Below are 23,733 nucleotides of genomic sequence, written 5' to 3'. Positions count from 1 at the left end.
TTTCGATAGGTTAGTGTCTTCGCCGTGGGTCTTTAACCCGCAGTGAAGGCACTAACCTATCGAAAGGTCCGTAACCTATCGAAAGGTCCGTAACCTATCGAAGAATCCCCCTATCAACAAGCCCCCGCACCCATACCGCGTAACAACCCGTAATAATCCGTAACACCCCCTTGCGGGATACCCCCCTAGGGTATATACTGGAGCCATGGAAACCACCAGCAACCAGTGCTGCCACAGCACATCCACCCAGGTCAGCACCGCATCCGGCACACCCGCCGAAAAACCCACTGAGGCGCACACTGGCGCATGCTGCAGTGGCGAGGCACCCGAAACCCAGCACGGTTACGCCTCCAACAAAGAGGCGCACCTCAAGCGCCTGCGCCGCATCGAAGGGCAGGTTCGCGGCATCGCCCGCATGGTCGACGAAGACAAGTACTGTATCGACATCCTCACCCAGGTTGCCGCGGTCTCCAAGGCGCTCCACGCCGTCTCCCTGAACCTGCTCGAAGAGCACATCGGCCATTGCGTGACCGGCGCCGCCGTCGAATCCGAACGCACCGGCGACCCGACCATCGCAGAGGCCAAGGTCAAAGAGGCAACCGCCGCGATCTCGCGCCTCATGCGCAGCTAAACACGCTGCCCCTAAATACCGGGCGGCCCCAAGTTTTCAACCCATTACCGAAAGGAAATCATCATGAGCACCACCACCGTTAAGGCAACCGGCCTGACCTGCAACCACTGCGCTATGAGCGTCAGCGAAGAGGTCAGTGAAGTTCCCGGCGTGACCGGCGTGACCGTGGATGTCGTCAAGGACGGCGTCTCCACCGTGACCATTGAGCACGAGGGCACCCTCAACACCCAGGCTGTTGCAGACGCTATCGTAGAGGCTGGCTTCACCCCCGCCGTCTAGCGCGGCAGCCGGCTCGATTAGGAGTCATCATGGCTTACCCTCCGCAGTACATTGCGATGGTTGTTGGCGCGGTCCGCACCCTTGTCGGCGCCGAAAACATGCACCTGCGCGACGCGATCACCCGCGTGGCCAGGCAGATGAATCTGGATGCGGCGCTGGTCGATTCGTGGGTGAAGCAGAGCCCCGAATACACGGCGCGTGAGGATGCGCCCGGTGCGGCGCGACGTAGCGGCACGAGCGCGAATAAGCGTTCCGCCGAGCACGAGCAGGGCGTGAAGGCGCGTGAGAAGGCGAACGCTTCGCCGTTCCCGCGGGCTGCCGTGAAGCGTGCCTACGGTGTGTCCGATCGTGGCGCGAAGGTGACAGGTATTCGCCCGCGCACGAGCAGGCCGGATGGGCTGCCCGGCGACCACTAAGCCGCCGCTTTCACAGCCGCAGCATTACTCCCGCCGCCGCGTTTACAGCCTCGCGGTTTTACCCGCGGCTTTCACTCCCGCGACACCCTCAGTACTGCACCCTAAACACTGCACCATACACCGTCCGGGGCGGGGTCCTTCGGGGCCCCTCCCCCGGCTTGGTGTACCTTTTTCTACCCTCCCGTTTTTGAGTTTTGAGGAAGTATTGTGTCTTCTACACAGCCTTCAACAAGCACCCGCGAGACCTCATCACAGAGTGAGCGTTCTCTTTTTAATCCTGCCGGAACGACCGTAAAATCAACGGAATCCACCCGAATCATCCACGTGGATATTCAGGGTATGACCTGCGCATCCTGCGTGGGTCGCGTGGAGCGTAAGCTCCGCAAAATCCCCGGCGTTGACCCGGCGGTGAACCTGCCGCTGGAGTCGGCGCGCGTCATCGTACCTGAGGGTGTGAGCGACGAGCAGATTGTTGAGACCATCAACAATGCCGGCTACACGGCGCACCTCAAGAACGGGCCGCGCGCGGGCGCTGGAACGAACGCGAGCGCATCCGGCGGCGGCAACCAGCACAGCACCCCGAGCATGAAGGGCGGCTTCACTGACCGCATTATTTATGCGGCGATTTTGGGTGTGCCGATTTTCTTGATTTCGATGTTCCCGTCGTTCCAGTTCCCGAACTGGGGCTGGGTCGTGGCGATTCTGACCGCGCCGGTCGCGTTCTGGTGCGCCGCGCCGTTCCACCGCGCCGCGCTCATCAATGCCCGTCACGGCTCCTCCACGATGGATACGCTCGTGTCCCTCGGCGTGGTCGTGGCGTACTTCTACTCGTTGGCGCAGCTGCTCATGAACCCGGCACTGACGGCGCACGTACACCATGCGGGCGGCAGTTTCTGGTCGATGTTTACCGGCCACCACGCGCCGCTATACTTCGATTCGGCGTCCATGGTGACGCTGTTCCTGCTGATTGGCCGCGCAATTGAGCACCGTACTCGCCATCGTTCTTCGGAGGCGCTGCGCACCCTGCTGAGCATGGGCGCGAAAGAGGCGACTCTGCTGCGCACCGACAAGCAGGGCGTGACCAAGCAGGTGCAGGTTCCGGTGGAGGATCTCATGCCGGACGACCTGTTCCTGGTGCGCCCGGGCGAGAAGATTGCCACGGATGGTGTAGTGGTTGAGGGGTCGTCGGCGGTGGATGCGTCCCTGCTGACGGGTGAGTCTGTGCCGGTGGAGGTGCATCCGGGTGATGCGGTCACGGGTGCGACGGTGAATACGTCTGGTTCGTTGACGGTGCGCGCCACCCGTGTGGGCACTGAGACGACCTTGGCGAAGATGGGTGAGCTGGTGGCGAGCGCGCAGGAGACGAAGGCTCCTATTGCTCGCCTGGCGGACCGTGTTTCTGCCGTGTTCGTGCCGGTGATTTTGACGATTTCGGCGCTGACCCTGGTCGGCTGGTGGCTGATTTCCGGTGACGGTGCGGCGGCGTTCAACGCAGCGGTGTCGGTGCTGGTGGTGGCCTGCCCGTGCGCCCTGGGTTTGGCGACCCCGACGGCACTGCTGGCGGGTACGGGCCGCGGCTGGCAGCTGGGCATTTTGATTCGTAATGCGCAGGTGTTGGAGGCGACGAGCACGGTTGATCGCGTGGTGCTGGATAAGACCGGTACGGTGACGACTGGTGAGATGTCTGTGGCGTTCTACGGTACGTTTGGTGACTATGAGTCGGCAGGTGACTTGTCCGGTATTTCGCCGGATTCTGCCGGTTCCAAGAATGAACGTTCCCTGTCTGTTCTGCATGATGCCGCCGCCGTGGAGGCGCTGAGTGAGCACCCGATTGCCCGCGCGATTGCCGGTTTTGCCCGTGAGCAGGGCGTGCTGGCGGAGGGCGCATCGGCACCGAGCGTGAGCGACTTCGAGGGTGTCCCCGGAGGCGTGCGCGGCGTACTGAGCGGTGCGGGTGAAGGTGCCGAGAGCGGCGCCTCCCGGCTGGTTGTGGTGGGTACTCCCGAGTACCTGCAGGCGGCGGGTGCGCAGCTGAGCGAGGCTCAGTTGGCTCTGCTGGATCAGGCTCGCCGGGCGGGTCTAACGACGGTGGTTGTCGCCCGCGGCGAGGCCCCTGACGAGGCCCCTGACGAGGCCCCGAGCAGCACCTCCGCTCTGCAACCGATCGGCATGATTTCGGTTGCTGACACCCCCAAGCCGGAGGCGGCAGAGACCATGGCGCAGCTGCGTGAGCTCGGCATGGAGCCGATCCTGCTCACCGGTGACGCCCCGCAGGTTGCGCAGGCGATCGCCTCGCAGGTCGGTATTTCGGCTGAGAACGTGTACGCCGGCGTGACCCCGGAGGGTAAGTCGCAGGTGATTGAGAAGTTGCAGGCTGCCGGTCACCGCGTGGCGATGGTCGGCGACGGCGTGAATGACGCCCCGGCGCTGGCTCTTGCTGAGCTGGGCATTGCGATGGGTTCGGGCACGGACGTTGCCGCGGAGGCCGCCGATATTGTGCTGACCCGTTCGGATGTTGCTTCGGTGGTGACGGCACTGCGTCTCTCCCGCGCTACGCTGCGCACCATTAAGTCGAACCTGTTCTGGGCGTTCGCCTACAATTCGGTGGCTGTTCCGGTTGCCGTGGCGGGCTTGCTGAACCCGATGATTGCGGGTGCGGCTATGGCGTTTAGTTCGGTGTTTGTGGTGCTGAATTCTATGCGTCTGACGGCGTTTAGGAAGTAGCGCTCTGCCGTTATACAGAATGAATCGCTGCGCGCGATTTCAAACGAAAATTTCAAAAGCATATCTCACCGTGCTTTTTGCACGGTAAAAGATATAAAGAAATGCACCGCCCGTGTAAAGGCGGTGCATTTCTTTATATTTAGTTTTCACGGGCGGCGGCTTGAACGTCTAACTTGAACACCTAGCTTGAGCATCCAGCACAAACATCTAGCGCAAACGCCCCACCCGATAGCCCGAGCTAACAGCCCGGCAGAACCTAGGCCCAGGTGACCAGGTCCTCGATGGAGCGGCGGCTCTTCGGTGCGATTTCGTGGGCACGGTAACCGAAGGTCACAGCCACGGACACACCGAACTCTTCCGGGTCGAACAGGCCAGCGGAGGCGAGCAACTCGTTCACTGCTTCGTAGTTCATACCCTCAATGGGGCAGGAGTCGATGCCGAGCATTGCGGCGCCGGTCATCATGTTGCCCAGGGCAATGTAGGTCTGCTTGGACGCCCAGTCGAAGAGCGCGCGGTCGCTTTCCAGGATCTTCATGTCGTTCTTCTGGAAGCTGCCGTAGCGCTCGAGTGCGGCCTCCATCTGCTCCTCGGTGAGGTTGCGGCCTTCGAGGGTGCGGCGCATCCACGGGGTGTCGTAGCGCAGGCCCTTCTTCGCCAGCAGTACGACCAGGTGGCTTGCGTCGTCGAGGGCGCCCGCCATGCCCCAGGCGATCGGCTTGAGCTTTTCGCGCAGTTCGGGGTCCTGGATGACCAGGAACTTCCACGGCTCGGTGCCGACGGAGCTGGGCGACAGGCGCGCAAATTCGAGGATTGCGGCGAAGTCTTCGTCGCTGATGCGGCGGTCGGGGTCGTAGGCGCGGGTTGCGCGGCGGCGGGCGAAAATTTCGAGAGCTTCTTCGCGGGTTACGGTCACGGTTTCATCCTTTGCATGAGGGTTTCATTACCCTGTCATGCTACACCCGCGGAGGGTGCGGGCGGCGGAAAATGTGATTAGTTACGCCTGCAGGAAATACGCCCGCGAGCGGCGGGACCGTATTGCCGGTGTCGTATTACAGGGTGTACGAAGCCGGTGGGCTGGTACCCAAGGCGCCCAGAGCGCACCTGCCCAGCACCTCCTATGATGCCCCTACTCGGCACCGGCTTTCATCCACACATCCGAGGAGGCGCGGCGACCAAAAATGACCGCGCGGATTCCCTGGAAGTACAGAATATACGCCGCCCACAAGCCGCAATACCCGGCGAGCGCATCCATGGTGCCGGCGCCGACCGCCCAGTGCAGGCCGAGCATGACGGGCACGTACATCACGAGCATGATGAAGCAGCCAATTGCCAGGTATTTCACGTCCTGCGCGCCCATGAGGATGCCATCCAGGGTGAACACGTACGCGGCGATGGGCTGGCCGAGCGCAATGATGACGGTGGCGATGGTGAAGAGGAACGCCACCTGCGCGTCCTGCGTGAAAATCCAGGAGCCGAAGAAGCCGATGAGCGGGCAGATCAGGCCGGTGATAACGCCGTAGATGAGGCTCATGCGGAGCAGCCGGTTTTTCAGCTGGCGCACCTTCGCACGCTCGGATTCTACGTTGAGGTCGCGTTCGCCGAGTTCCTTGCCGAGTAGCGCCTGGGCGGCGATGGCGAGGGAGTCCAGGGCGTAGAGGAAGAGGTTAAATACGCCCATGCCGAGCTGGTATGCGGCGGTGTGTTCGGTGCCGAATCGTGCCACGACGAACACGGTCAGCAGGGAGGCGATGCGCATGGACAGGGTGCGCAGCATGAGCCAGGAGCCGAGTGAGAGCACCGAACGCATGCCGGCGACGTCGGGTGCCCAGCGGACGGCGTGTTCGCGGGTGCCGCGCATCATGACCACGCCGAGGGCGGCAGCCATGCCCCACTGGGTGAGGGAGGTGCCGGTCGCCGAACCGGCAACGCCCCAGCCGACCGGGTAGATGAGCAGCCAGTTCAGCACAATGTTCACGAGCGTGCCGACCGTGGCGACTTTGAGCGGGGTGACGGTGTCTTGCAGCCCGCGGAGCGTGCCGACCTGCGCGAGGATAATCATCATCGGCGGGATGCCCCAGAGCGAGTGGTGCAGGTAGTCGAGGGCGTAGCTGATGGTTTCGTCGGTCGCGCCGAGGCCGCGTAGCAGCGGGTCGGCGAAGGCGTATCCAGCGATCATGAGGAGCATGCCGAGGCCGAAGGCGACCCACACGCCGTCCACACCGATCTGCCAGGCGCGGCGCAGGTTCTTCTCGCCGAAGGCGCGCGCCACGGCGGGCGTAACGGAGTAGGCTAGAAAGTTCATGAGACCCACGACCGTGGTGACGAGCGTGGCGGCGATGCTCATGCCCGCGAGTTCTGCTTTGCCGAGTTGGCCGATGAGGGCGGAGTCGGTGAGCACGAAGATGGGTTCGGCGATGAGCGCGCCGAAAGCGGGCACGGCGAGCGCGAGGATGCGCCGGTTCAGCGAAGGCTCAGCGGCGTTGGCGCTGGGGCTCGCGGCGGTATTCTTCGCGGGCGCGCCGGGCGCAGTGCCACCGGACGCAGTGTTACTGGGTTCAGTGCCGCCGGGTTCGGTATTCGGGTGCTTCTGTGTGCTCATCCTTCTAGGCTACTCCCCGCCGCCGCGGTGGGTGCCTGCGCGCGGGGCGGGGTGCACTCTGCGAGATGGGCGCGGTTAGGCGCCTCGGCCGCGCAGTTCGTCGAGGGCGCGGCGCTCCTTCTTGGTGGGGCGGCCGCTGCCTCGTTCACGTTTGGCGACCGGAGGCATGGAGAGGTAGGCGGGGCGCGGTCCGGAGAGGTCTTCGTAGCAGGTGACGGCGATGGGGGCGCCTACGCGTTTGACGAGGAGTTTTTCGACTTTGAAGACGCGTTCCCAGCCGGGGTAGCGCACGCGCACCACGTCGCCCTTCTTGAGTTTTTGGGAGGGTTTGGCGGGGGCGTCGTTGACGCGTACGTGGCCGCCTTTACATTCGTCGGCGGCGAGGGAGCGGGTTTTAAAGATGCGCACGGACCAGAGCCAGAGGTCGAGCCTGGCGCTGGTTAGTGCGTTGGTGTCTTCTGCGGTCATGTGTTCATTGTGGCGCGAGGCGGGCGGGGCACCAAATCAGGTGCGCCCACCTGCCCGTGCTGCGCTTCCGCCGTTTTCGCAGTGATTCCACCGTATTTTTGCCGGGGTTTCGGCGGGGTTCCATCATGGCTTCGCCGAACCGCTCCGCAACCGGCACCGAACCCGCCATGCGGCAGAAAATTTTCTAGTGCACGCACCAGCCTATTGAGCGCAAACCCGCATCCACTAGGGGTATTGTTAAGTCACCTTCTCAAGAAGTGTTCTCAAGACCACATCATTCGCGTGGTCTACGGGGGGGGTTGTGGCCGCGACGCCACGGGCTCCCCGTAACAGATTGGATATACACCATGTCAGCTTTGAAAAAGCTTCTGGCGGCTGCCCTCATCAGCACTGTGCTGTCTTCTTGCTCCTTCGGTCCCACGTTGGAGAAGGATGAAAGCGCCCGAGCAATCTTCGACACAGAAAATGACCGGGTGATCCTGCCTCTGGACGCATACAACACCGCCGGCAAGGGCGAATACTTCACCAAAGCCCTTGAGCTCGCCCGCAAAAAGTGCTTTGCCGAACACGGGCAACACTACGAGATGTTCGTCCCCACCGAAGGATCCGGCAGGAACCTCGGCAGAACCTACGGGATCTGGAACGTTGAGCACGCCCAAAAATACGGCCTCCACGAGCGCGAAGACTCAAATACGCTGGACCTCTCCTCCCCTGCCGCCTCATCCGACCCTGGGAAGGATGTCCGCACCGAATGCTATCAGCGCGCCGTCGATGAGATGAAGCAAATTGGAGAGATACCCTTCGGAAGCAGCACGTTTACGCGTTTGGAGACCGACGCCCGAAATGCCGCAGGCGATAGGCAACTCAAAAAATCTCTTGACGACGAGTGGAAGCGATGCGTCAAGGATAAGGGCCTCACCCCCGATAGTGAGGTGACCGTCGAGGAAGAAAAGAATATTCCTCAGAGCGCCGTCGCCTCCGAGGAAGAAATTCGAATCGCCACCATCGAGGCGCAGTGCGACCGGGATATAGGCCGTTCGCAGAAGCTCTACGACCTGCAAGCGCAGTACCAGAAGCCGCTCGTCGCCAAGAACCAGGCAGCCCTGGAGAATGAGCTCAAAGAATTCAAACGCCGGGACGAGCAGTTCAAGCAGTACGTGCTCGACAACCAGTAACAGCGAATAGCAGTCGGTAACAGCCAGTATGCCGACAGAAAAGGGTGTGTGTCGTGTTCAGTGAACACGGCACACACCCTTCTTAAGCTGTACCGGCTATATTGTGCCGGCTACGTTGCGCCGGTTATCCAACCCGCGGTGGTTATGCCTCCACCGTTGCGGTGCGGCGCTCCTTGAGAGCCCAGCCAATCACGCCGGTCAGCAGACCGAACGCAATCCAGGAACCAAGCACCAGCCACTGGTCACTCGTTGCAACCTCCGGGAAGTACGCAATCGAACGCAGCAGAGTCGAGGAGGCACCCGGCACCAACATCTGACCAATCTGCCCCCACACACCGGGCAGGAACACGCTCGGCATACTTGCGCCCGAAATCGGGTTACCAATGAACATGGTGATGACCGCGCCTACTGCGAGACCAATCAGCGGCGAAGACAGTGCACCCACACCCACAATGAAGAAGGCGGTCGCCAGGTAGGTAGCGCCGAACGCAGCCCACAGGGTTGCGAAGTCGCCGGGGATGATGCCGAACCAGACGTTCAGAATCAGGGCGGTCAGTGCACCACCGATGACGGAGTACAGGGTTGCGGTGGCGAAGCGGCGCCAGGTGCCGTTCACGCGCAGTACGGAGAAGGAACCGCCGAGAATACCGCCAATGACCAGCGGAAATGCGGAGATAGCGATACCGGAACCGGAGGAGTCATTCTCACTCAGGGGTACCACGACGGTGGTCTTCACCGCCATTGCGGATGCCTGCTCGGCCTGCACCTTCATCTGCTCCAGCTGGGCGGCGGCCTGCGCACCCTGTTCACCGCCCGTCTGCACCGCCTGGGTGAGGGCTTCCGTCTTAGCGGCGAGTGCCTTCTGCTGAATCTGCGCGTTCAGCTGGGTGGCAACACCGTTGAGCATCTGGGTTGCTGCGGCGTTTGCGGCTGGTGCGGTCAGCACTTCGGGGGCGGCGCCTTCGGTGAAGATGATTGCGCCGTAGGTTTCGCGCTGCTTGATTTGCTGTTCAGCCTCTTTGCGGGAGGATGCCTGCTTCAAGTCGAAGGTTTCAATACCTTGGTCTTTGAGGGACTGTTCAAACTGACTGACGGTCACCTCGGGGCCTGCGATAGAGACGGGCAGATTCTTTGCTTCCATGGTCTTGGTGGGCCAGGTGAAAGCTAGGACGATGAGTGCTACCACCAAGGATGATAGTACGGAGGTGGTGATGACCTTGAGCCAGGAGGAACGGTCGGTGGTTTCTTGCGTGCTTGTTTCTGCAATGCTCTTTGCCGCGATCTTCTGGGATGCGGCAGCTTGGGTGGCTGCGGCGGTCACTGCTTCTGCGGTGACTGCGGTGGCGGTTTCGTTGTTCATGACAATCTCCAAACAAAATGCTTATTTCGTTTACGAGTCAGAACTCTACTCTCGATTTTTACCGAGTGCAAACAAAATAGCTATTTTGTTTGTAAAGTCACAAAAAGAACTTCCATTGTGTTTGTAAGTTTTGTGCCCACTCCCTAAACTGGAACCATGCCCCGACTAACAGACGCCACCAAAGCCGCACGCCGAGCCCAAATCATCGAAGCCGCCGTTAGCTGCTTCCTCGAAAAGGGCTACACCAACACCTCCATGAGCGACATCATCAAAGCCTCCGGGCTGTCCTCCGGATCCATCTACTCGCACTTCTCCGGCAAAGAAGACATCCTCACCACCGCCATCAACGAACGCCTCGAAAACATCAAAAAGCTCTACGAAACACTCCCCGAAGGCGCCGGACCCCAGGACATTCTCGAAATCATCTACACCAACCAGATGGTTAACGAGAACTTCTCCGCCATGCTGCGCATCCGCCTTGAATCGCTCCACGCGCCCGAAATCGCCAGGGCAACCGCGAACATCATGCCCCTATTGCAGGGCATCATCGTAAAGACCCTCACCCCCTGGGCGGCCGAACAGCTACGCGTTCTGCACGAAATCAACCCCGACCCGGCGCAGCGCACCCCCGAGCAGGAGGCGCTCATCACCGACTACGCCCGCGATACTGCGGACGCCTTCATGATGATTTTCCAGGGCTACATGCTCCGCTCCTTCTTCGGTAACCCCAAGGAAAAGGACCACCTCTACCGCGTCGCTTTAGCGCTTCTTCCTGAGTAGTTGACCGACCGATAGTCCCCAAAAATCACCCTTGAGCGGTTGTTTTTCAGCATTTAGACCATACAGGGGCAACATAGGTCATTCACATCCTGCAGGCGTAGAATCAAGGAACCATGACTGAATCCTGCACCCCCGCAACCCCCGAGCCGCGCGCCACCAACCCCACCGAGCTGAACAACCTGCGTGCCGCACACGCCGATGAGCTCTCTTCACGCACCCGCGCCACGAGGATCCCGGCGGACTCCTGCTCCCTCTATGACGACGAGGCTCTCGGTGGCACTGCCGGACGCGCCACCGCCTGGCTGGCGCTCGAACACGTGGGCCAGTGGGGCCGCGATGTACTGGACGGATCCGCCCTCGGCGAGGAACTCTCTGCCGCACTGGGCGAGGCAGTCTCGCAGGCGGGGCTGAAGTTCCTGCTCATTCGCCAGGTGGGCAGGGAGGGGCGCGTACTGCACGGCGCGCCGGATGCATCCGGCAACCCGACCCACCGGGTACTCTACGCACTCTGCACCCCGGGTGAGGAGAAGCTCTACTCGTTCAGCGTGAGCGCCCCCGAGCAGCTGCTCGAACTGCCGTTGGACAACCCACAGGAGTTGATTCAGGCGACCGGAGCCGAGCTCATGGACTCCCCCGCTATTCTCGTGTGCACCCACTCTAAGCGTGACCGTTGCTGTGCTCTGCGCGGCCGACCCATTGCGGCACACCTGGCGGATATCCTACCCGCGAACGCGGTCTGGGAGTGCTCGCATACGGGCGGTCACCGCTTTGCCCCGGTCGGCATTATGCTGCCCACCGGCTACACCTACGGTCGCCTCTCGGAGCCTTCGGCGCTGGCGGCGTACCTGTCGCTGGCGGGTCGCGATATTCCGTCGCTGCACGGTCTGCGTGGGCGCAGTACGGATACTCCGGTGGAGCAGGCGGCGGAGGTTGCCGTGCGCCTCGAATTGGAGAAAAAGGGTGAAGAAGTAACCTCTGGAGGTTTGGTTTCACGTGAAACATCGGGGCGGGAGGCATTCATTGCGCTCCGCGAGGCGGGCGTCGATGTGAACGTCGAGACAAGCACTGAATTCTCCCCTGAATTTTTTGCGGCGTTCTCGCCTAAAGATTTCTCCGAACACCCCACCATGGAGGCGGCACTCACCTCCCACACCGACGGACGCACCTGGGTCACCTTCTTCGAGCGGGTCGCCCTTGAGCCGCGCCCCAACTCGTGCGGCAAGGGTCCCGCAGATGCTTTCAGCCGCGAGCTGCTCGCACTGCATCAGCTCTAGCACCCGCGCATGATGTAGACAGCGCGAAGCCCTGGCGGGCACCTTCTCGGGTGCCCGCCGGGGCTTCACTGTATCCGGGATTTGCTGTATCTAGGATTCGCCGTAACTGGTATCTCAGCCTATCCGGCGAACGGGTTCGGCGCCCCGATGTACTGCAGCTCGGTGTACTCCTCCAGACCCTCGGGGCCGCCCTCGCGACCCATGCCGGACTGCTTCACGCCACCGAAGGGTGCCGCCGCATTCGAGATAACGCCGGAGTTGTAGCCGATCAGGCCGAACTCCAGACCCGCAGCCATGCGCGTAAAGCGCGGGTGGTTGCTCGTGTACACGTACGCTGCCAGGCCGTACTCGGTGTCGTTGGCGAGCTTCAGGGCGGTGCGTTCACCCTCCTCACCGTAGCCGCTGAACGTGGCAATCGGGGCGACGGGGCCGAAGATTTCTTCACGCCACACGCGCATCGAATCAGTCACGCCGGTCAGCACGGTGGGGGTCACGAAGTTGCCCTTGTTCAGGTTCTTGGGCATGCCGCCGGTATCGCTCGGAACGTTCTCCTCAAGCTCGGGAATGTACCCGCCGCAGGCGAGGAGCGCGCCCTTACCCAGGGCGTCTTCGACCATAAAAAGCATGGATTCAACCGCTGAAGGTTGAATTAGCGGCCCACATTCGGTTCCGTCGACGGTTCCGTCACCCACAACGGTCGCCTCCATGCGCTCCACGAAGGCGCGGGTGAACTCTTCGGCAATGTCCTCGTGCACGATGAATCGGTTGGCGGCGGTGCACGCCTCGCCCATGTTCCTCATCTTCGCCGCGTAGGCACCCTCCACGGCGGCGGGAATATCCGCGTCCTCAAAGACGATGAACGGTGCGTTACCGCCCAGCTCCATGGAGGTGCGCAGAACATTCTGCGAGGCCTGCGCGAGCAGGGTGCGGCCCACGGCGGTGGAGCCGGTGAACGATACCTTCCGCAGGCGCTCATCAGCCATCAGCGCCGAGACAACCTCCCCGGTGCGGGAGGTGGTCACCACGTTCAGCACGCCGTCCGGCAGTCCCGCTTCACGCATCAGGTCCGCGAAGTATAGGGAGCTGAGCGGAGTCAGGGAGGCGGGCTTGAGCACCGCGGTACAGCCCGCCGCGAGCGCCGGGGCGACCTTGCGTGCCGCCATGGCGAGCGGGAAGTTCCAGGGGGTAATCAGCAGGCAGGGGCCGACGGGGCGGCGTACGGTGGTGATCTGTAGCCCGGATTCGGGGGCAACGGCGGTGCGGCCGAAGTTGCGGGCGGCTTCTTCGGCGTACCAGCGCAGGTAGTTTGCCGCGTAGGCGACCTCGCCGCGGGACTGGTCGAGGGGCTTGCCCATTTCGAGGGTCATGAGCCGGGCGATGACTTCGGTGCGCTGCGTCATGAGCGTGTAGGCGCGGTTGAGGATATCGGCGCGTTCGCGCACGCTGGTTGCCGCCCATGAGGTGCGGGCGTCGCAGGCGGCGTCGAGTGCTTCGATGCCCTGTTCGACGCTGGCGTCGGCGACGTGCGCGAGGATTTGGCCGCAGGAGGGGTTGTGCACGGGGAAGGAGCCGTTGTCGCCGGTGACCCAGCTGCCGCCGATAAGCAGGTCGGTGGGCACGTAGAAGAAGGGGTAGGAGGGCCGCTCGTAGGGGTCGATGGGTTCGCGCTGCGGCATGTTGATGCTTTGCATGTGCGGTTCGGTGCGGCCTCGTAGCTGGGCGGATTTCGCGGCGGGCTTTGCGGCGGGACTCTCGGCGGAGCTTTCGGGTGAGGTGGTCATGGCGTGCCTTTCGGGTTGGGGCGGCCGGTGCGGTCGACTCTGACGCTTTTAATTCTAGTACCGCGCACTCCCCTACCCCTCGAACCTGCCCCGCGCGCCTATACGTCCTTGCGCGCCTCGAACCAACCCTGCGGTTCTCTCCCCTGCCCCGCGCGCCTACACGTCCCCCACCTACACGTCCCAGTCCGCCCTCCCCCACCTTTCCCCCTCGCCCGACCCTGAAAAGGCCGCGGGCACGCCGAAGGGGGCCGCATCCGCTGTGGATACGACCCCCTTCGGGTGGATTCTTCAGGTTGATTCTCACTCGGTGTGCGAGCGCCTATCTGAGAATTATGGAGCTGGGGATTATGGAAAGCGTTGCCCGGAAGGGATGCTCGGTGTTGCATCCGCTCTGCCCGGTACCCGTGTTCTCACCGCTGAGCGGCGGTGAGGCGGGCCCCTAGGTGGACTAGGCCCACCGGTCCTCTCAAATCCAGGACTGACGTGCCTCGATTCGAGTCAGCTCCAGAGGACCGCCATCGTTGGTGCCGTGGAAGCGGCCGAAGTGTACGTACGGGCCGCGGTAGGCGCTGTGGTTGATGGGGCTGGAGTATTGGCCGTTGACCGTGTAGTAGAAGCTGTTCTTGTTCACCACAATCTTGCAGTTCAGTGCCTGGCCGGTGGTGACCTTCTGGCGCAGCTTCATGGTGTGCAGCACGCGCGGGCTGGTCTGCTTGGGTTCGAAGCAGAGAATCTGCGCTACGGAGTTGCCGCGGTAGTTGGGGCGGATGGCGAGCACGTAGGTGCCGTCTTCCTGGTTTGCGGCGAACTTCTTGCCGATGCCGAAGGGGCCGTCGTGTTCGCGACCGAAAGCGACGTAGCCGTAGTGGCCGTCCTGCTGCGGCAGTGCACCGGTCCACTTCATGGAGAAGTCGAGGGTGTACTTTTCGCGGGTGGTGTAGTTCGCCAGCGGGCCGAGCAGTACGGATTCGTCGTAGCGCTGGTTGTGCACGATGGCTACGCCGGTCAGGTCGGGCATGTCCGCTGCGACGGAGGGGTCGGCGGGCAGCATGCCGTGGGGACGCTTGCCGGTCTTGATCTTGACGCTGGAGTCGAAGGGGTCACCGATTACCCAGTAGGGGTCGGGGCACATGAAGCCCTTCACGCCCAGTGCCTTGTACTTTTCGTAGGCGGAGCGGCGGTGGATTTCCCAGACGATGACTGCCTTGCCGAGGCCGGTGAGGGCGCGTACGTTCTCTTCGCTCATGGAGCCCTGGGAAGCGCCGGTCGGCTTCTCGTAGTAGGGTACGCCGATGGCGTCCACGTTTTCGTGGCGTGCCATTGCGGAAATCTTATCGATGGGGTCGCCGCCGTCGAAGTAGCACCAGGTGGCACAGCCTGCGGAGTTGGCAAGCTTCAGGTAGCGGGAGGTGGGCTTGAAGCCGCCGCTGCCGTCACGGTACATCTTGATGACGGTGCGGCGCTGCAGGCCGCGTTCGGTGATGAACTTGACGAGGCCTGCCTGTGCGGGGCCGTCCTTCGCTTCGAGGAACAGTACGACCTTCTTGCCGCCGACGGAGGCATATTCGCCGCCTGCGGGTACGGCGTCAACGGCTGCGATGGCTTCTTCGAGGGTGGGGATGTTGTACAGGTCGGTCTTTTCGCCCAGGTTCTTGCGCATGTTGACCTTGTGCTGGCGCAGTTCGGCGAGGGTGTGGCCGCGCACGTCCATGGATGCGCCGGTGGTGCGCTTGATGTTGGTGTCGTGCATGCAGACGAACTGGCCGTCGCTGGTGGTGCGTACGGAAATTTCGACGGCGAGGGCGCCGCGGCGTACGGACTCTGCGTAGGCGTAGGCGGTGTGCTCGGGGCTGATGTTGCCGGCACCGCGGTGGGCGATGAAGAATTCATCGGTCTTGTAGAGCAGCTGATGTGCGGGGGAGCCGCTGTGTACTGCCGCGAGCTGTGCGCGGGTGTTGGCTGCGGCGTGGGCTTCGCCTGCCTGGAGCATGAGGGCGGCGGGCGCCAGAGTGGAGGCGCCAATGAAGCCGCGGCGGCTCAGATTCTTGGAGATCTTCGGGAATGCAGTCACCGTAGTGGTCCTTTTTTCGTTTATGAGTTGAGCGTAATGTGTGTGGTTGGTCATTGAAGTTTTGGTTTATAGCTGAGGGTCCGGATTCTCTCAACTCAAACTGCAACTTCTATGTAGGATAACGATTTTTTATCGGTGATTCACTGCGTTCACAAGCAAATAGGGTATTATGTGCGCCTCATTCTTACCCGCTGTGCAATGCGGGTGAATGTGTTCCTCCTTTTCCGCCGCTTTTAATAGCGGCATTTCATGCGGCGTTAAAAAATTTCTCGTGTAACGAAAAAAGCCGCGCCTGTAGCCCGATTGAGCCTGCAGGACGCGACCTTTTGCGTTAAGTATTTTCGCGGGTTTTCACCGCTGTTGAAGCTGAGCTATTTTCGCTGGTTCAGCTTACTTCTTGGATGCCTGAGCGACGCGGTCACCGGCTGCAACGGGGCGGCGGGACTCAGAGTCCTTGGAGATGTTGAACTTTGCGGTGTTGGTAATCATCACCATGGTTTCCTTGGAGGGGATGCGACCCTCGATAGCTGCCCAGTCGACCTCGATAATGGGTGCGCCTGCCTCAACCTTGTCACCTACGTTAGCGAGCTTGGTGAAGCCGTCGCCGCCGAGCTCAACGGTGTCGATACCGATGTGGACCAGTACCTCACCGCCGTTTTCGGTGCGGAGCATGAATGCGTGCAGGGTGTCCTGAATCAGTGCAATGGTGCCTGCAACGGGTGCGACGATGGTGCCTGCGGTGGGGTTCACTGCGTAGCCGTCGCCCATAACGCCCTGAGAGAAAACGGGGTCGGAGACTTCGCTCAGCGGCAGGTACTCGCCGGTAGCAGGTGCGACGTAGACGTCTGCGGACGATGCTTCCTGTGCGGCAGCTTCCTTCTTCTTCTTGCCGAAACCGAACATGTATGCTCCTTCTGGTCGTGTGGCGCTATGAATAGCGTGTATTTGTAACGCTGATGCGTCCGCGTCGGATGCGGGCGTCGTTGCCTTCTTGGTTTCACACCGGGCGACGTCTGCCTGAATTGCAGGGTTCGCACACTCCGGTGCATATGCACTCAGAATACAACACCTGAACCCGCAGCTCACGAGCTGAGGGTCATTCGACTCGAATTCTGCAAATATTCCGCAAATCTGGAACTTCAACTCACACTTCTGCACTCTTGAGGGCACGAGTACACTTAGTGAAGGACTGGCGCCCCTCCCCCGAGCTGGCGCTGATAAGAAAGAAAAGGCTAAAAACTGATGACTGAAGCGGCTGAGACCGTTCTTGAAGTATTTATTCCGGGCCCCGGTGAGAACCCGGAGGATCCGCAGGATATGGAGCGCTCCGAGTTCCTGGGCGCCGCACAGGAGGCGCTGGATTCGGGCGTGTACATTGAGGTGTACTCCACCGACTCCTACCCGTCCGCATTTGAAGAGTGCGCACCGGTCGCCGAGCAGATTGAGATGAACGGCCGCGAGGTTCTGCCGCTCATGCTCGTCAACGGTGAGGTGAAGGTGTCCTTCGCGTACCCGACTGCCGAGCAGATTAAGCGTTTTGCGCGCGCCCACCTGGTTGCCCAGCCGAAGGCTAATGCGGCAGCGGCTGCGTGCGGCCCGTCCGGTTCCCCGGCGGCGTCGATGATCCCGAACCTGAGCGGCGAACCCGCCGGTTTCGCGGCAACCCTGGCGGGTAAGGCACCCCAGCCGGTCGGCGGCCCCGAGATCGGTAACCGCGTGAACCTCATGGGTGGCGACACCGGCGACGGTATCCCCACCTCCGGTTCGGTGGCTGTGAAGTCCGGCGGCTGCGGATGCGGTGGTTGCGGCTGCGGCGGCAAGTAAACCCACCCCTGCCGGCAACGAGCGCCCGACTCACCCGGTTCTAAACTGCGCACCCAAAGAACTGCATAAACAAAGAGCGGTGCCCGCCTCCTCATGATGAGGAAGCGGGCACCGCTTTCGCTTAACGAAGCTTAGGTTCACACCCGGCAGCGGCTACAGGAGCCGCGGCGGGCGAACAGTACCTTACTTGATGGAGGTACCGACGGAACCGAGCTGCTGGCAAGCCTCGACCACGCGTGCGGCCATGCCTGCCTCTGCAGCTGCACCCCAAACGCGGGGGTCGTAGGTCTTCTTGTTGCCGACCTCGCCGTCAACCTTCAGCACACCGTCGTAGTTGCTGAACATGTGGCCAGCAACGGGGCGGGTGAATGCATACTGGGTGTCGGTGTCGATGTTCATCTTGATAACACCGTAGGACACTGCGTCTGCAATCTCCTGCTCGGTGGAGCCGGAGCCACCGTGGAAGACCAGGTAGAAGGGCTTGTCGCCCTTGCCGTACTTAGCGCCGACCTCGGTCTGGATTTCCTTGAGCAGCTCGGGGCGCAGGTGAACGTTACCGGGCTTGTACACGCCGTGAACGTTACCGAAGGTCAGAGCAGCCATGTAGGTGCCCTTCTCGCCCAGGCCGATTGCCTCAACGGTCTTGATTGCGTCTGCAACGGTGGTGTACAGGGAGTCGTCGATAGCGCCTTCAACGCCGTCTTCCTCGCCACCAACGGCACCAATCTCAACCTCGAGAACGAGCTTTGCCTTGGAGGTACGCTCGATCAGCTCAGCAGCAATCTTCAGGTTCTCGTCCAGGTCGATTGCGGAGCCGTCCCACATGTGGGAGTTGAAGATGGGGTCTTCACCGCGAGCAACAGCCTTCTCGGACTCTGCCAGCAGGGGCAGGACGAAGCCTTCCAGCTTGTCCTTGGGGCAGTGGTCGGTGTGCAGTGCAATGTTCACGTCGTACTGCTTAGCAACTTCGCGTGCGTATGCTGCGAAGGCCAGGGAGCCAACGACCATGTCCTTCTTGGAAGCGCCGGACCAGTATGCTGCACCACCGGTGGATGCCTGGATGATGCCGTCCGAGCCAGCCTCTGCGAAGCCGCGGATTGCAGCATTCAGGGTCTGGGAGGAGGTCACGTTCACTGCGGGGTACGCGAAGCCCTTTTCCTTCGCGGTCTGCAGCATTTCTGCGTAAACTTCGGGGGTTGCAATAGCCATATGCTGACTCCTTGGATAGATGCGACCGGTTACCGATGCTGGGCCGGTTCACCATATTTTGTTGGCGCGCGAGACGCCTCCTACTCGCACTATTTTACCAAGATACGACTTATTTATCGTTAATTTTTTGTGGGTTTTTTTGGGTTTACTGCAGCGAAATTTCCGCGAATTACCGCGGTAAAGTAGAGGTGTTAATGACTTGATGTCTTCTGTGCGTGCAGGGCAGCGTACACATCACCCGGACGCGATGAAAGGAACCTCCCATGAGCAAGGCGAGCGCTAAAAATAATCCAAAACAGCTCGACGCGAAACGTGAGAAGCGTGCCCGCCAGGCGCAGCGTCGTGCTGAGCGTGAGCATCCGAATGCGGCGGCTATTGCCCCGGTGCGCGCCCAGTTGGATGAGATTCTGGAGCGTAAGAGTCGGCATGTTTTGGGGCATGGCGATATGGCGAAATCCCTTGAGTTGATGGAGAAAATGCGTGATGAGGGTGCGAGTGACCACGAGATTGATGTGGCGCTTGCGGAGGCGAAGCTCCCCTCGGTCGTGCAGGTGGGCCGTAAGTCGTTGATGCGTTGGCCGAGCTGGTGGTGGTTGAATCGTCGTGAGCGTGCGTTGCGGGCGAAGATTGACCGCCTGATGGAGGGCTAAGTCCCCGTTTTGAATAGGTTGTGAGAGCACCCCGTTGTGGGTGCTCTTGTGCTGTGCGGTGGTGGGATAATTGATTTTTTGGACTCAGGGTTCAATTAATCTATTTCACAAAACAATGAAAACCACACAATACAACATGAACCAAATATATTTATAAGATATGCATTATATGTATATAAATTGTTACGTGATGCGAGTTATATTACCTAAATTACCGTGCTATAGTCATTACAACCCGCAGACGTGTTCCCAACCACATTTCGTGTAACACGTGCTTCAGACGTAACTATCCAAGGAGGTATAGCGTGAGCACCTCACCGAACAAGAACCCGCAGACTTCTGCAGCGGATCAGTACACTAAGCCCCCCACAGATGACCCGTTCGCACACGAACAGGAAGGCTTCCACAAGGGGCTTGGCGCACGTCAGCTCCAGATGATTGCCATCGGTTCCGCTATTGGTACCGGCCTGTTCCTGGGCACCGGTAGCCGCCTGCAGGACGCAGGCCCCATGCTCGCCGTTATCTACGCCGTCATCGGCTTCTTCGGCTACCTGATTCTTCGAGCCCTCGGCGAGCTGATCCTTCACCGCCCTTCCTCGGGCTCCTTCGTCTCTTACACCCGCGAATTCTACGGCGAAAAGGCCGCATTCGTATCCGGATGGCTGTACTGGCTGAACTGGGCAATGACCGCCGTTGCAGACGCCACCGCTATCGCTATCTACATCAGCTGGTTCGGTCGATACAACCAGTTCTTCGCAGATATTCCCCAGTGGCTCAGCGCATTCATCGTCGTTATCGTCACTGTGGCTCTGAACCTCATCTCCGTGAAGCTCTTCGGTGAGCTGGAATTCTGGTTCGCGCTCATTAAGATTCTTGCCCTGCTGTCCTTCATGGCGGTAGGTATCTGGTACCTGGTCTTCGGTGAACCCATCAACGGCGTCACCCCCGGCCTGAGCCTTATTGCAGCCAATGACGGCTTCTTCCCCAACGGTATTCTTCCCGCTCTTATCGTGGTTCAGGGCGTTGTGTTCGCCTACGCCGGTATTGAGCTGGTCGGCACCACCAGTGGTGAAACCAAGAACGTTGAGAAGGTTATCCCCCGCGCTATCAACACCGTGATCTGGCGTATCGCGATCTTCTACGTTGGTTCCGTGGTTCTGCTCTGCCTGCTCATGCCCTACACCGCATACAAGGACGCAGAGTCGCCGTTCGTGACCTTCTTCGACGCTATCGGTATTCAAGGCACCGCACCGATTATGCAGCTGGTCGTTATTACCGCGGCTGCTTCCTCGCTGAACGCTGGCCTGTACTCCACCGGTCGTATCCTCCACTCGATGGGTGTTGCAGGTTCGGCACCGAAGTTCACCACTAAGGTGTCCCGCTCCGGCGTTCCGGTGGCAGGTATTCTGCTGACCGGTGTGATTGGCCTCTTCGGTGTTGTGCTGAACTTCTTCGTTCCCGAGCAGGCGTTCGAGGTCGTGCTGAACATCGCCTCGGTGGGCACCATGGCTAGCTGGGCGGCTATCGCAATGTCGCACCAGAAGTACCTGAAGCTGGTCGGCGAGGGCAAGTACAAGCGCCCCAACTACCGTGCACCCGGCGGTCGTTTCAGCGACTGGGCTGTGATGGTCTTCCTGGCTGTTGTGCTGGTGCTGATGGCACTGGATTACCCGGTCGGCACCTACACCCTGGCATCGCTGTTGCTGGTTATCCCGCTGCTGATTATCGGCTGGTACACGGTTCGTGACCGCGTCAACGAGATTGCTCGCGTCCGTGAAGGCTACACCGGTTCCGTGCCCGTGATTGCTGCCCGCCCCGTGGTGAAGAAGCTCGTTTCGGAGCCTCGTACCCACATTGACCTGGGTGACCTTGAGGACGAGGACAACCCGAAGGGTAGCTAACCCGACCGGTTGCCTGTAATCCCGGTAATATCCCGGCGAAGGCGAATGAGGGGGTTCTAGACCCTAGCCCTAGACTCTAGGAGGTCTAGGCTCTAGGAGCTCTAGACTCTAGAACCCCCCTCCCTGCACGTCTTTTCGTGTTCGTTCCGTATTACATCCGTGTAATACATAAAGCAAAGTACATATCTACAGCATTTCTAATACGGTGTGTCCTGCAATATATTTTGAGATAATAGATATCCGCAGTGACCACCAGATGCACAAAGAAGTTTTGTGCAGATATTCAAAGGAGAAAATCATGACTGAACGTCCTAGCGCACACGCGGTGGAATTTGTTGACGTCGCCTCGATGGCGAAGTGGATTCAGAAGGACGGCGTAGGCAACATCATTGCCGGCATGGTCGACTTCCTCGAAGAAGACTTCAAGAAGTGGCAGAGCTTCGACAAGATTCCGCGCGTCGCCTCCCACACCCCCTTCGGTGTGATTGAGCTGATGCCCACCTCCGACAACATCACCTACTCCTTCAAGTACGTGAACGGCCACCCGTCGAACCCGGCACGCGGCTTCCAGACTGTGACCGCGTTCGGTCTGCTCGCTGACGTGGACAACGGCTACCCCGTGTTCCTGGCTGAGATGACCCTGCTGACCGCGCTGCGTACCGCCGGCGTGTCCGCCATGGTTGCTAAGCACCTGGCACGCAAGGATTCGAAGAAGATGGCGATGATTGGTACCGGCTCGCAGTCTGAGTTCCAGGCGCTGGGTATGCGCGCTGTGCTCGGCATTGAGGACCTGTCCGTCTACGACGTTGACCCGCACGCGATGGAGAAGTTCCGCCGTAACCTGGAGCCGCTGGGCTTCCGCATCCACCTGGCTAAGGACGTGGACGAGGCTGTTGAGGGCGCCGACATTATTACCACCTGCACCGCCGATAAGCAGCAGGCGAAGGTTCTGCTGGACCGCCAAGTGAAGCCCGGCGTGCACCTGAACGCTATTGGTGGCGACTGCCCCGGCAAGACTGAGCTGGAAAGCGAAATTCTGGACCGCTCCACCGTGTTTGTTGAGTTCCCGCCGCAGACCCGCATTGAGGGCGAGATTCAGCAGAAGGACCCGGACTTCCCGGTGGTGGAGTTCTGGAAGGTTCTGACCGGTGAGGAGCCGGGCCGCGTGTCGGATGAGCAGATTACCCTGTTTGATTCGGTGGGCTTCGCGATTGCTGACTTCTCGGGTCTGCGTTATGCCCGTGCGGCCACGCAGGACACCGACCTGCAGCAGTTCATTGACCTGGTTGCTAGCCCGGATGATCCGAAGGATCTGTACTCGCTGGTGAACGTTAACGTTCCGGTGGGCTAAAGGACTAAGCAGCCTGACGCTGAGTGGCCTTGAGCTGGCGGGCCTGTAGGTGCGCCAGCATGGGCTGCGAGGTTGAGAGTGAATAAAGTGAGGGCCGGGGAGTGGTGACATTCCCCGGCTCCTTCTTGTGAAATTTTCGTATGCACGGATTTTCTTGGAGGCTATCCGCGGCTGGTTCGCCCGTTCTGCCCTTCAGCGGGTGTGGCTACTGGCGGGTGGCGATAATTTCGCGCGCCTTCGCTATCTTCGCATCACGTTCAGCCTTCAATTCATTCAGCAGCGCCTGATTCTTCTCAATCAAAGGACCTTGATAGGACGCCTCAATATCGCCCAGGCGCTGAGCCATACCCACCTTCTGGTTACATTCCGCTTCAATCGTTGCGAGGCGAATTTCCTCCGGCTTGGCTTCTTCGTTGCCTTGGGAGGAGGTCATGAGATGTGCGCTTTCTTCGGACGTCCAGTCGCTCTCTCCTTCCCTGGGGGTTAGTCCGCGTTCACGCAGGCAGGTCCACCATTCTGAGCGAATATTTTTCCACTCATCGGTTTGGGAGGCGTAGGTGTATGCCTGTGAGTTTAGCTCTCCTACAAACCGGTATTCTTTTTCGTCCAGTTCGACGTCAGAGAATACGGCTTTCACCTCTTCTTGGCACCGGGTGTTGATGTCGTCTGGTGCTGAATCGTCTGAGCCTCGGGATTCCTTCTGGGAGTACCCGTACTTTTTGGCGTACTCAACGTTCCAGCTGCCGTATAGGCCTCCCGGTTGCGGGGTGTCTATTGAGGGCACAGCGTAGGACTGCCCGTGGTGCGCGTAGCATTCGGACATGAGCGTGTGCCACGCCGTGCTCACCGTACGGAGTGTTAGTTCATCCAAGGCGTACTCGTCCAGTGGAAGGTGTACGTAGTTCTTTGAATAATCAAGAACAGCTTTTCGTGAGGTGTCCCGCTCGGCACTGTTGGAGCAGGACACGCACGCCCCCAGCAGGCAGAATACTGCTACCGCAGAGAGAGCCTTACGCATAGGCTTTTCCTCCTCCATACCTCGTTGTAACGTTCAAACGGAGTTACCCCAATTATCCCAAGAGCTCCTATTTGCTTGTCGCTGATATCTACTGGTGGGTGGCGATAATTTCACGCGCCTTGGCTATCTTCGCGTCACGATCGGCCTTCAAATCATTCAGCAACGCCTGATTCTTCTCAATCAAAGGTCCCTGATAGGACGCCTCAATATCACCCAGACGCT

The 23,733-nt window shown here is 60.5% G+C and carries 20 protein-coding genes; 11 read left to right on the top strand and 9 right to left on the bottom strand.

Features of this window, described 5'->3' with window-relative positions; all coding sequences use genetic code 11:
• The first annotated feature begins 205 nt into the window (after positions 1-205).
• The 4 genes from HMPREF2879_RS09585 (at position 206) to HMPREF2879_RS00830 (ending at position 4,050) form a co-directional block, all read left to right on the top strand.
• Positions 206-631 (top strand): metal-sensitive transcriptional regulator, encoded by a 426-nt coding sequence (locus tag HMPREF2879_RS09585; RefSeq protein WP_049362410.1) that lies wholly within the window; start codon positions 206-208, stop codon positions 629-631.
• Positions 632-694: 63 nt separating this feature from the next.
• Positions 695-910 carry a heavy-metal-associated domain-containing protein gene (locus HMPREF2879_RS00840; RefSeq protein WP_044150011.1) on the top strand — a complete coding sequence of 72 codons (216 nt, stop codon included), beginning with the start codon at positions 695-697 and terminating at the stop codon, positions 908-910.
• Between the two features lie 29 nt (positions 911-939).
• Positions 940-1,326, top strand: coding sequence for a hypothetical protein (locus HMPREF2879_RS00835; RefSeq protein WP_049346209.1), 387 nt, complete (start codon positions 940-942; stop codon positions 1,324-1,326).
• Between the two features lie 207 nt (positions 1,327-1,533).
• Positions 1,534-4,050: a heavy metal translocating P-type ATPase gene (locus tag HMPREF2879_RS00830; protein WP_070634592.1), complete on the top strand. Its 2,517-nt coding sequence runs from the start codon at positions 1,534-1,536 to the stop codon at positions 4,048-4,050.
• 256 nt (positions 4,051-4,306) lie between these two features.
• Here HMPREF2879_RS00830 and HMPREF2879_RS00825 read toward each other — a convergent pair whose 3' ends face one another.
• The 3 genes from HMPREF2879_RS00825 to HMPREF2879_RS09140 form a co-directional block, all read right to left on the bottom strand.
• Entirely contained in the window at positions 4,307-4,963 is a 657-nt protein-coding gene (locus HMPREF2879_RS00825; RefSeq protein WP_070634591.1) for an NAD(P)H-dependent oxidoreductase, read from the bottom strand.
• 213 nt (positions 4,964-5,176) lie between these two features.
• Positions 5,177-6,649, bottom strand: coding sequence for an MATE family efflux transporter (locus HMPREF2879_RS00820; RefSeq protein ID WP_083309617.1), 1,473 nt, complete (start codon positions 6,647-6,649; stop codon positions 5,177-5,179).
• 75 nt (positions 6,650-6,724) lie between these two features.
• A complete protein-coding gene (locus HMPREF2879_RS09140; RefSeq protein ID WP_005507918.1) occupies positions 6,725-7,117 on the bottom strand; it encodes an RNA-binding S4 domain-containing protein in 393 nt (130 codons plus the stop codon).
• 347 nt (positions 7,118-7,464) lie between these two features.
• Between HMPREF2879_RS09140 and HMPREF2879_RS00810 the strand changes: the two genes are divergently transcribed.
• Positions 7,465-8,292, top strand: coding sequence for a UDP pyrophosphate synthase (locus tag HMPREF2879_RS00810; protein WP_070633604.1), 828 nt, complete (start codon positions 7,465-7,467; stop codon positions 8,290-8,292).
• A gap of 142 nt (positions 8,293-8,434) precedes the next feature.
• Here the strand turns inward: HMPREF2879_RS00810 and HMPREF2879_RS00805 are convergent, their stop codons facing one another.
• Positions 8,435-9,652 (bottom strand): ABC transporter permease, encoded by a 1,218-nt coding sequence (locus HMPREF2879_RS00805; RefSeq protein ID WP_233992306.1) that lies wholly within the window; start codon positions 9,650-9,652, stop codon positions 8,435-8,437.
• Between the two features lie 156 nt (positions 9,653-9,808).
• Between HMPREF2879_RS00805 and HMPREF2879_RS00800 the strand changes: the two genes are divergently transcribed.
• Positions 9,809-10,432 carry a TetR/AcrR family transcriptional regulator gene (locus HMPREF2879_RS00800; protein WP_049338599.1) on the top strand — a complete coding sequence of 208 codons (624 nt, stop codon included), beginning with the start codon at positions 9,809-9,811 and terminating at the stop codon, positions 10,430-10,432.
• A gap of 113 nt (positions 10,433-10,545) precedes the next feature.
• Positions 10,546-11,706 (top strand): sucrase ferredoxin, encoded by a 1,161-nt coding sequence (locus HMPREF2879_RS00795; RefSeq protein WP_070634589.1) that lies wholly within the window; start codon positions 10,546-10,548, stop codon positions 11,704-11,706.
• 119 nt (positions 11,707-11,825) lie between these two features.
• Here the strand turns inward: HMPREF2879_RS00795 and HMPREF2879_RS00790 are convergent, their stop codons facing one another.
• The 3 genes from HMPREF2879_RS00790 to HMPREF2879_RS00780 form a co-directional block, all read right to left on the bottom strand.
• Positions 11,826-13,487, bottom strand: coding sequence for an NAD-dependent succinate-semialdehyde dehydrogenase (locus HMPREF2879_RS00790; protein ID WP_070634588.1), 1,662 nt, complete (start codon positions 13,485-13,487; stop codon positions 11,826-11,828).
• Positions 13,488-13,953: 466 nt separating this feature from the next.
• Positions 13,954-15,558 (bottom strand): glycerophosphodiester phosphodiesterase, encoded by a 1,605-nt coding sequence (locus tag HMPREF2879_RS00785; protein ID WP_044150004.1) that lies wholly within the window; start codon positions 15,556-15,558, stop codon positions 13,954-13,956.
• A 390-nt stretch (positions 15,559-15,948) separates the two neighbouring features.
• Positions 15,949-16,461 carry a PTS sugar transporter subunit IIA gene (locus tag HMPREF2879_RS00780; RefSeq protein ID WP_044150002.1) on the bottom strand — a complete coding sequence of 171 codons (513 nt, stop codon included), beginning with the start codon at positions 16,459-16,461 and terminating at the stop codon, positions 15,949-15,951.
• A 339-nt stretch (positions 16,462-16,800) separates the two neighbouring features.
• Between HMPREF2879_RS00780 and HMPREF2879_RS00775 the strand changes: the two genes are divergently transcribed.
• Complete coding sequence (locus tag HMPREF2879_RS00775; RefSeq protein WP_070634587.1) at positions 16,801-17,382, top strand: arsenic metallochaperone ArsD family protein; 582 nt, start codon at positions 16,801-16,803, stop codon at positions 17,380-17,382.
• A gap of 183 nt (positions 17,383-17,565) precedes the next feature.
• Here HMPREF2879_RS00775 and fbaA read toward each other — a convergent pair whose 3' ends face one another.
• A complete protein-coding gene (gene fbaA / locus HMPREF2879_RS00770) occupies positions 17,566-18,591 on the bottom strand; it encodes a class II fructose-bisphosphate aldolase (RefSeq protein WP_012902702.1) in 1,026 nt (341 codons plus the stop codon).
• Between the two features lie 263 nt (positions 18,592-18,854).
• On the opposite strand from fbaA, the gene HMPREF2879_RS00765 reads away from it, so the two are divergent.
• The 3 genes from HMPREF2879_RS00765 to HMPREF2879_RS00755 all read left to right on the top strand — a co-directional run bounded on the left by HMPREF2879_RS00765 (position 18,855) and on the right by HMPREF2879_RS00755 (position 22,493).
• Positions 18,855-19,241: a hypothetical protein gene (locus tag HMPREF2879_RS00765; protein ID WP_012902700.1), complete on the top strand. Its 387-nt coding sequence runs from the start codon at positions 18,855-18,857 to the stop codon at positions 19,239-19,241.
• Between the two features lie 305 nt (positions 19,242-19,546).
• The gene (locus HMPREF2879_RS00760; protein WP_070633593.1) at positions 19,547-21,142 is read left to right on the top strand and encodes an amino acid permease; all 1,596 of its coding nucleotides are present in this window, start codon (positions 19,547-19,549) and stop codon (positions 21,140-21,142) included.
• 298 nt (positions 21,143-21,440) lie between these two features.
• On the top strand, positions 21,441-22,493 hold the full coding sequence (locus HMPREF2879_RS00755; RefSeq protein ID WP_005504242.1) for an ornithine cyclodeaminase: 1,053 nt from the start codon (positions 21,441-21,443) through the stop codon (positions 22,491-22,493).
• 205 nt (positions 22,494-22,698) lie between these two features.
• On the opposite strand, the gene HMPREF2879_RS00750 is transcribed toward HMPREF2879_RS00755, so the two are convergent.
• On the bottom strand, positions 22,699-23,511 hold the full coding sequence (locus tag HMPREF2879_RS00750) for a hypothetical protein (RefSeq protein ID WP_049360104.1): 813 nt from the start codon (positions 23,509-23,511) through the stop codon (positions 22,699-22,701).
• Positions 23,512-23,733: the final 222 nt, after the last annotated feature.

The sequence above is a fragment of the Rothia sp. HMSC069C04 genome (assembly GCF_001812895.1).
GTDB lineage: Bacteria > Actinomycetota > Actinomycetes > Actinomycetales > Micrococcaceae > Rothia.
Note: the sequence above shows the minus strand (reverse complement) of the source record. Positions and strands in the feature narration are given on the sequence as shown.

Bases quoted from the DNA above. Each gene is read 5' to 3' on its own strand.
- HMPREF2879_RS09585 (WP_049362410.1), top strand. From the start codon at position 206: ATGGAAACCACCAGCAACCAGTGCTGCCACAGCACATCCACCCAGGTC.
- HMPREF2879_RS00840 (WP_044150011.1), top strand. From the start codon at position 695: ATGAGCACCACCACCGTTAAGGCAACCGGCCTGACCTGCAACCACTGC.
- HMPREF2879_RS00835 (WP_049346209.1), top strand. From the start codon at position 940: ATGGCTTACCCTCCGCAGTACATTGCGATGGTTGTTGGCGCGGTCCGC.
- HMPREF2879_RS00820 (WP_083309617.1), bottom strand. From the start codon at position 6,649: ATGAGCACACAGAAGCACCCGAATACCGAACCCGGCGGCACTGAACCC.
- HMPREF2879_RS09140 (WP_005507918.1), bottom strand. From the start codon at position 7,117: ATGACCGCAGAAGACACCAACGCACTAACCAGCGCCAGGCTCGACCTC.
- HMPREF2879_RS00810 (WP_070633604.1), top strand. From the start codon at position 7,465: ATGTCAGCTTTGAAAAAGCTTCTGGCGGCTGCCCTCATCAGCACTGTG.
- HMPREF2879_RS00805 (WP_233992306.1), bottom strand. From the start codon at position 9,652: ATGAACAACGAAACCGCCACCGCAGTCACCGCAGAAGCAGTGACCGCC.
- HMPREF2879_RS00800 (WP_049338599.1), top strand. From the start codon at position 9,809: ATGCCCCGACTAACAGACGCCACCAAAGCCGCACGCCGAGCCCAAATC.
- HMPREF2879_RS00795 (WP_070634589.1), top strand. From the start codon at position 10,546: ATGACTGAATCCTGCACCCCCGCAACCCCCGAGCCGCGCGCCACCAAC.
- HMPREF2879_RS00790 (WP_070634588.1), bottom strand. From the start codon at position 13,487: ATGACCACCTCACCCGAAAGCTCCGCCGAGAGTCCCGCCGCAAAGCCC.
- HMPREF2879_RS00780 (WP_044150002.1), bottom strand. From the start codon at position 16,461: ATGTTCGGTTTCGGCAAGAAGAAGAAGGAAGCTGCCGCACAGGAAGCA.
- HMPREF2879_RS00775 (WP_070634587.1), top strand. From the start codon at position 16,801: ATGACTGAAGCGGCTGAGACCGTTCTTGAAGTATTTATTCCGGGCCCC.
- fbaA (WP_012902702.1), bottom strand. From the start codon at position 18,591: ATGGCTATTGCAACCCCCGAAGTTTACGCAGAAATGCTGCAGACCGCG.
- HMPREF2879_RS00765 (WP_012902700.1), top strand. From the start codon at position 18,855: ATGAGCAAGGCGAGCGCTAAAAATAATCCAAAACAGCTCGACGCGAAA.
- HMPREF2879_RS00755 (WP_005504242.1), top strand. From the start codon at position 21,441: ATGACTGAACGTCCTAGCGCACACGCGGTGGAATTTGTTGACGTCGCC.
- HMPREF2879_RS00750 (WP_049360104.1), bottom strand. From the start codon at position 23,511: ATGCGTAAGGCTCTCTCTGCGGTAGCAGTATTCTGCCTGCTGGGGGCG.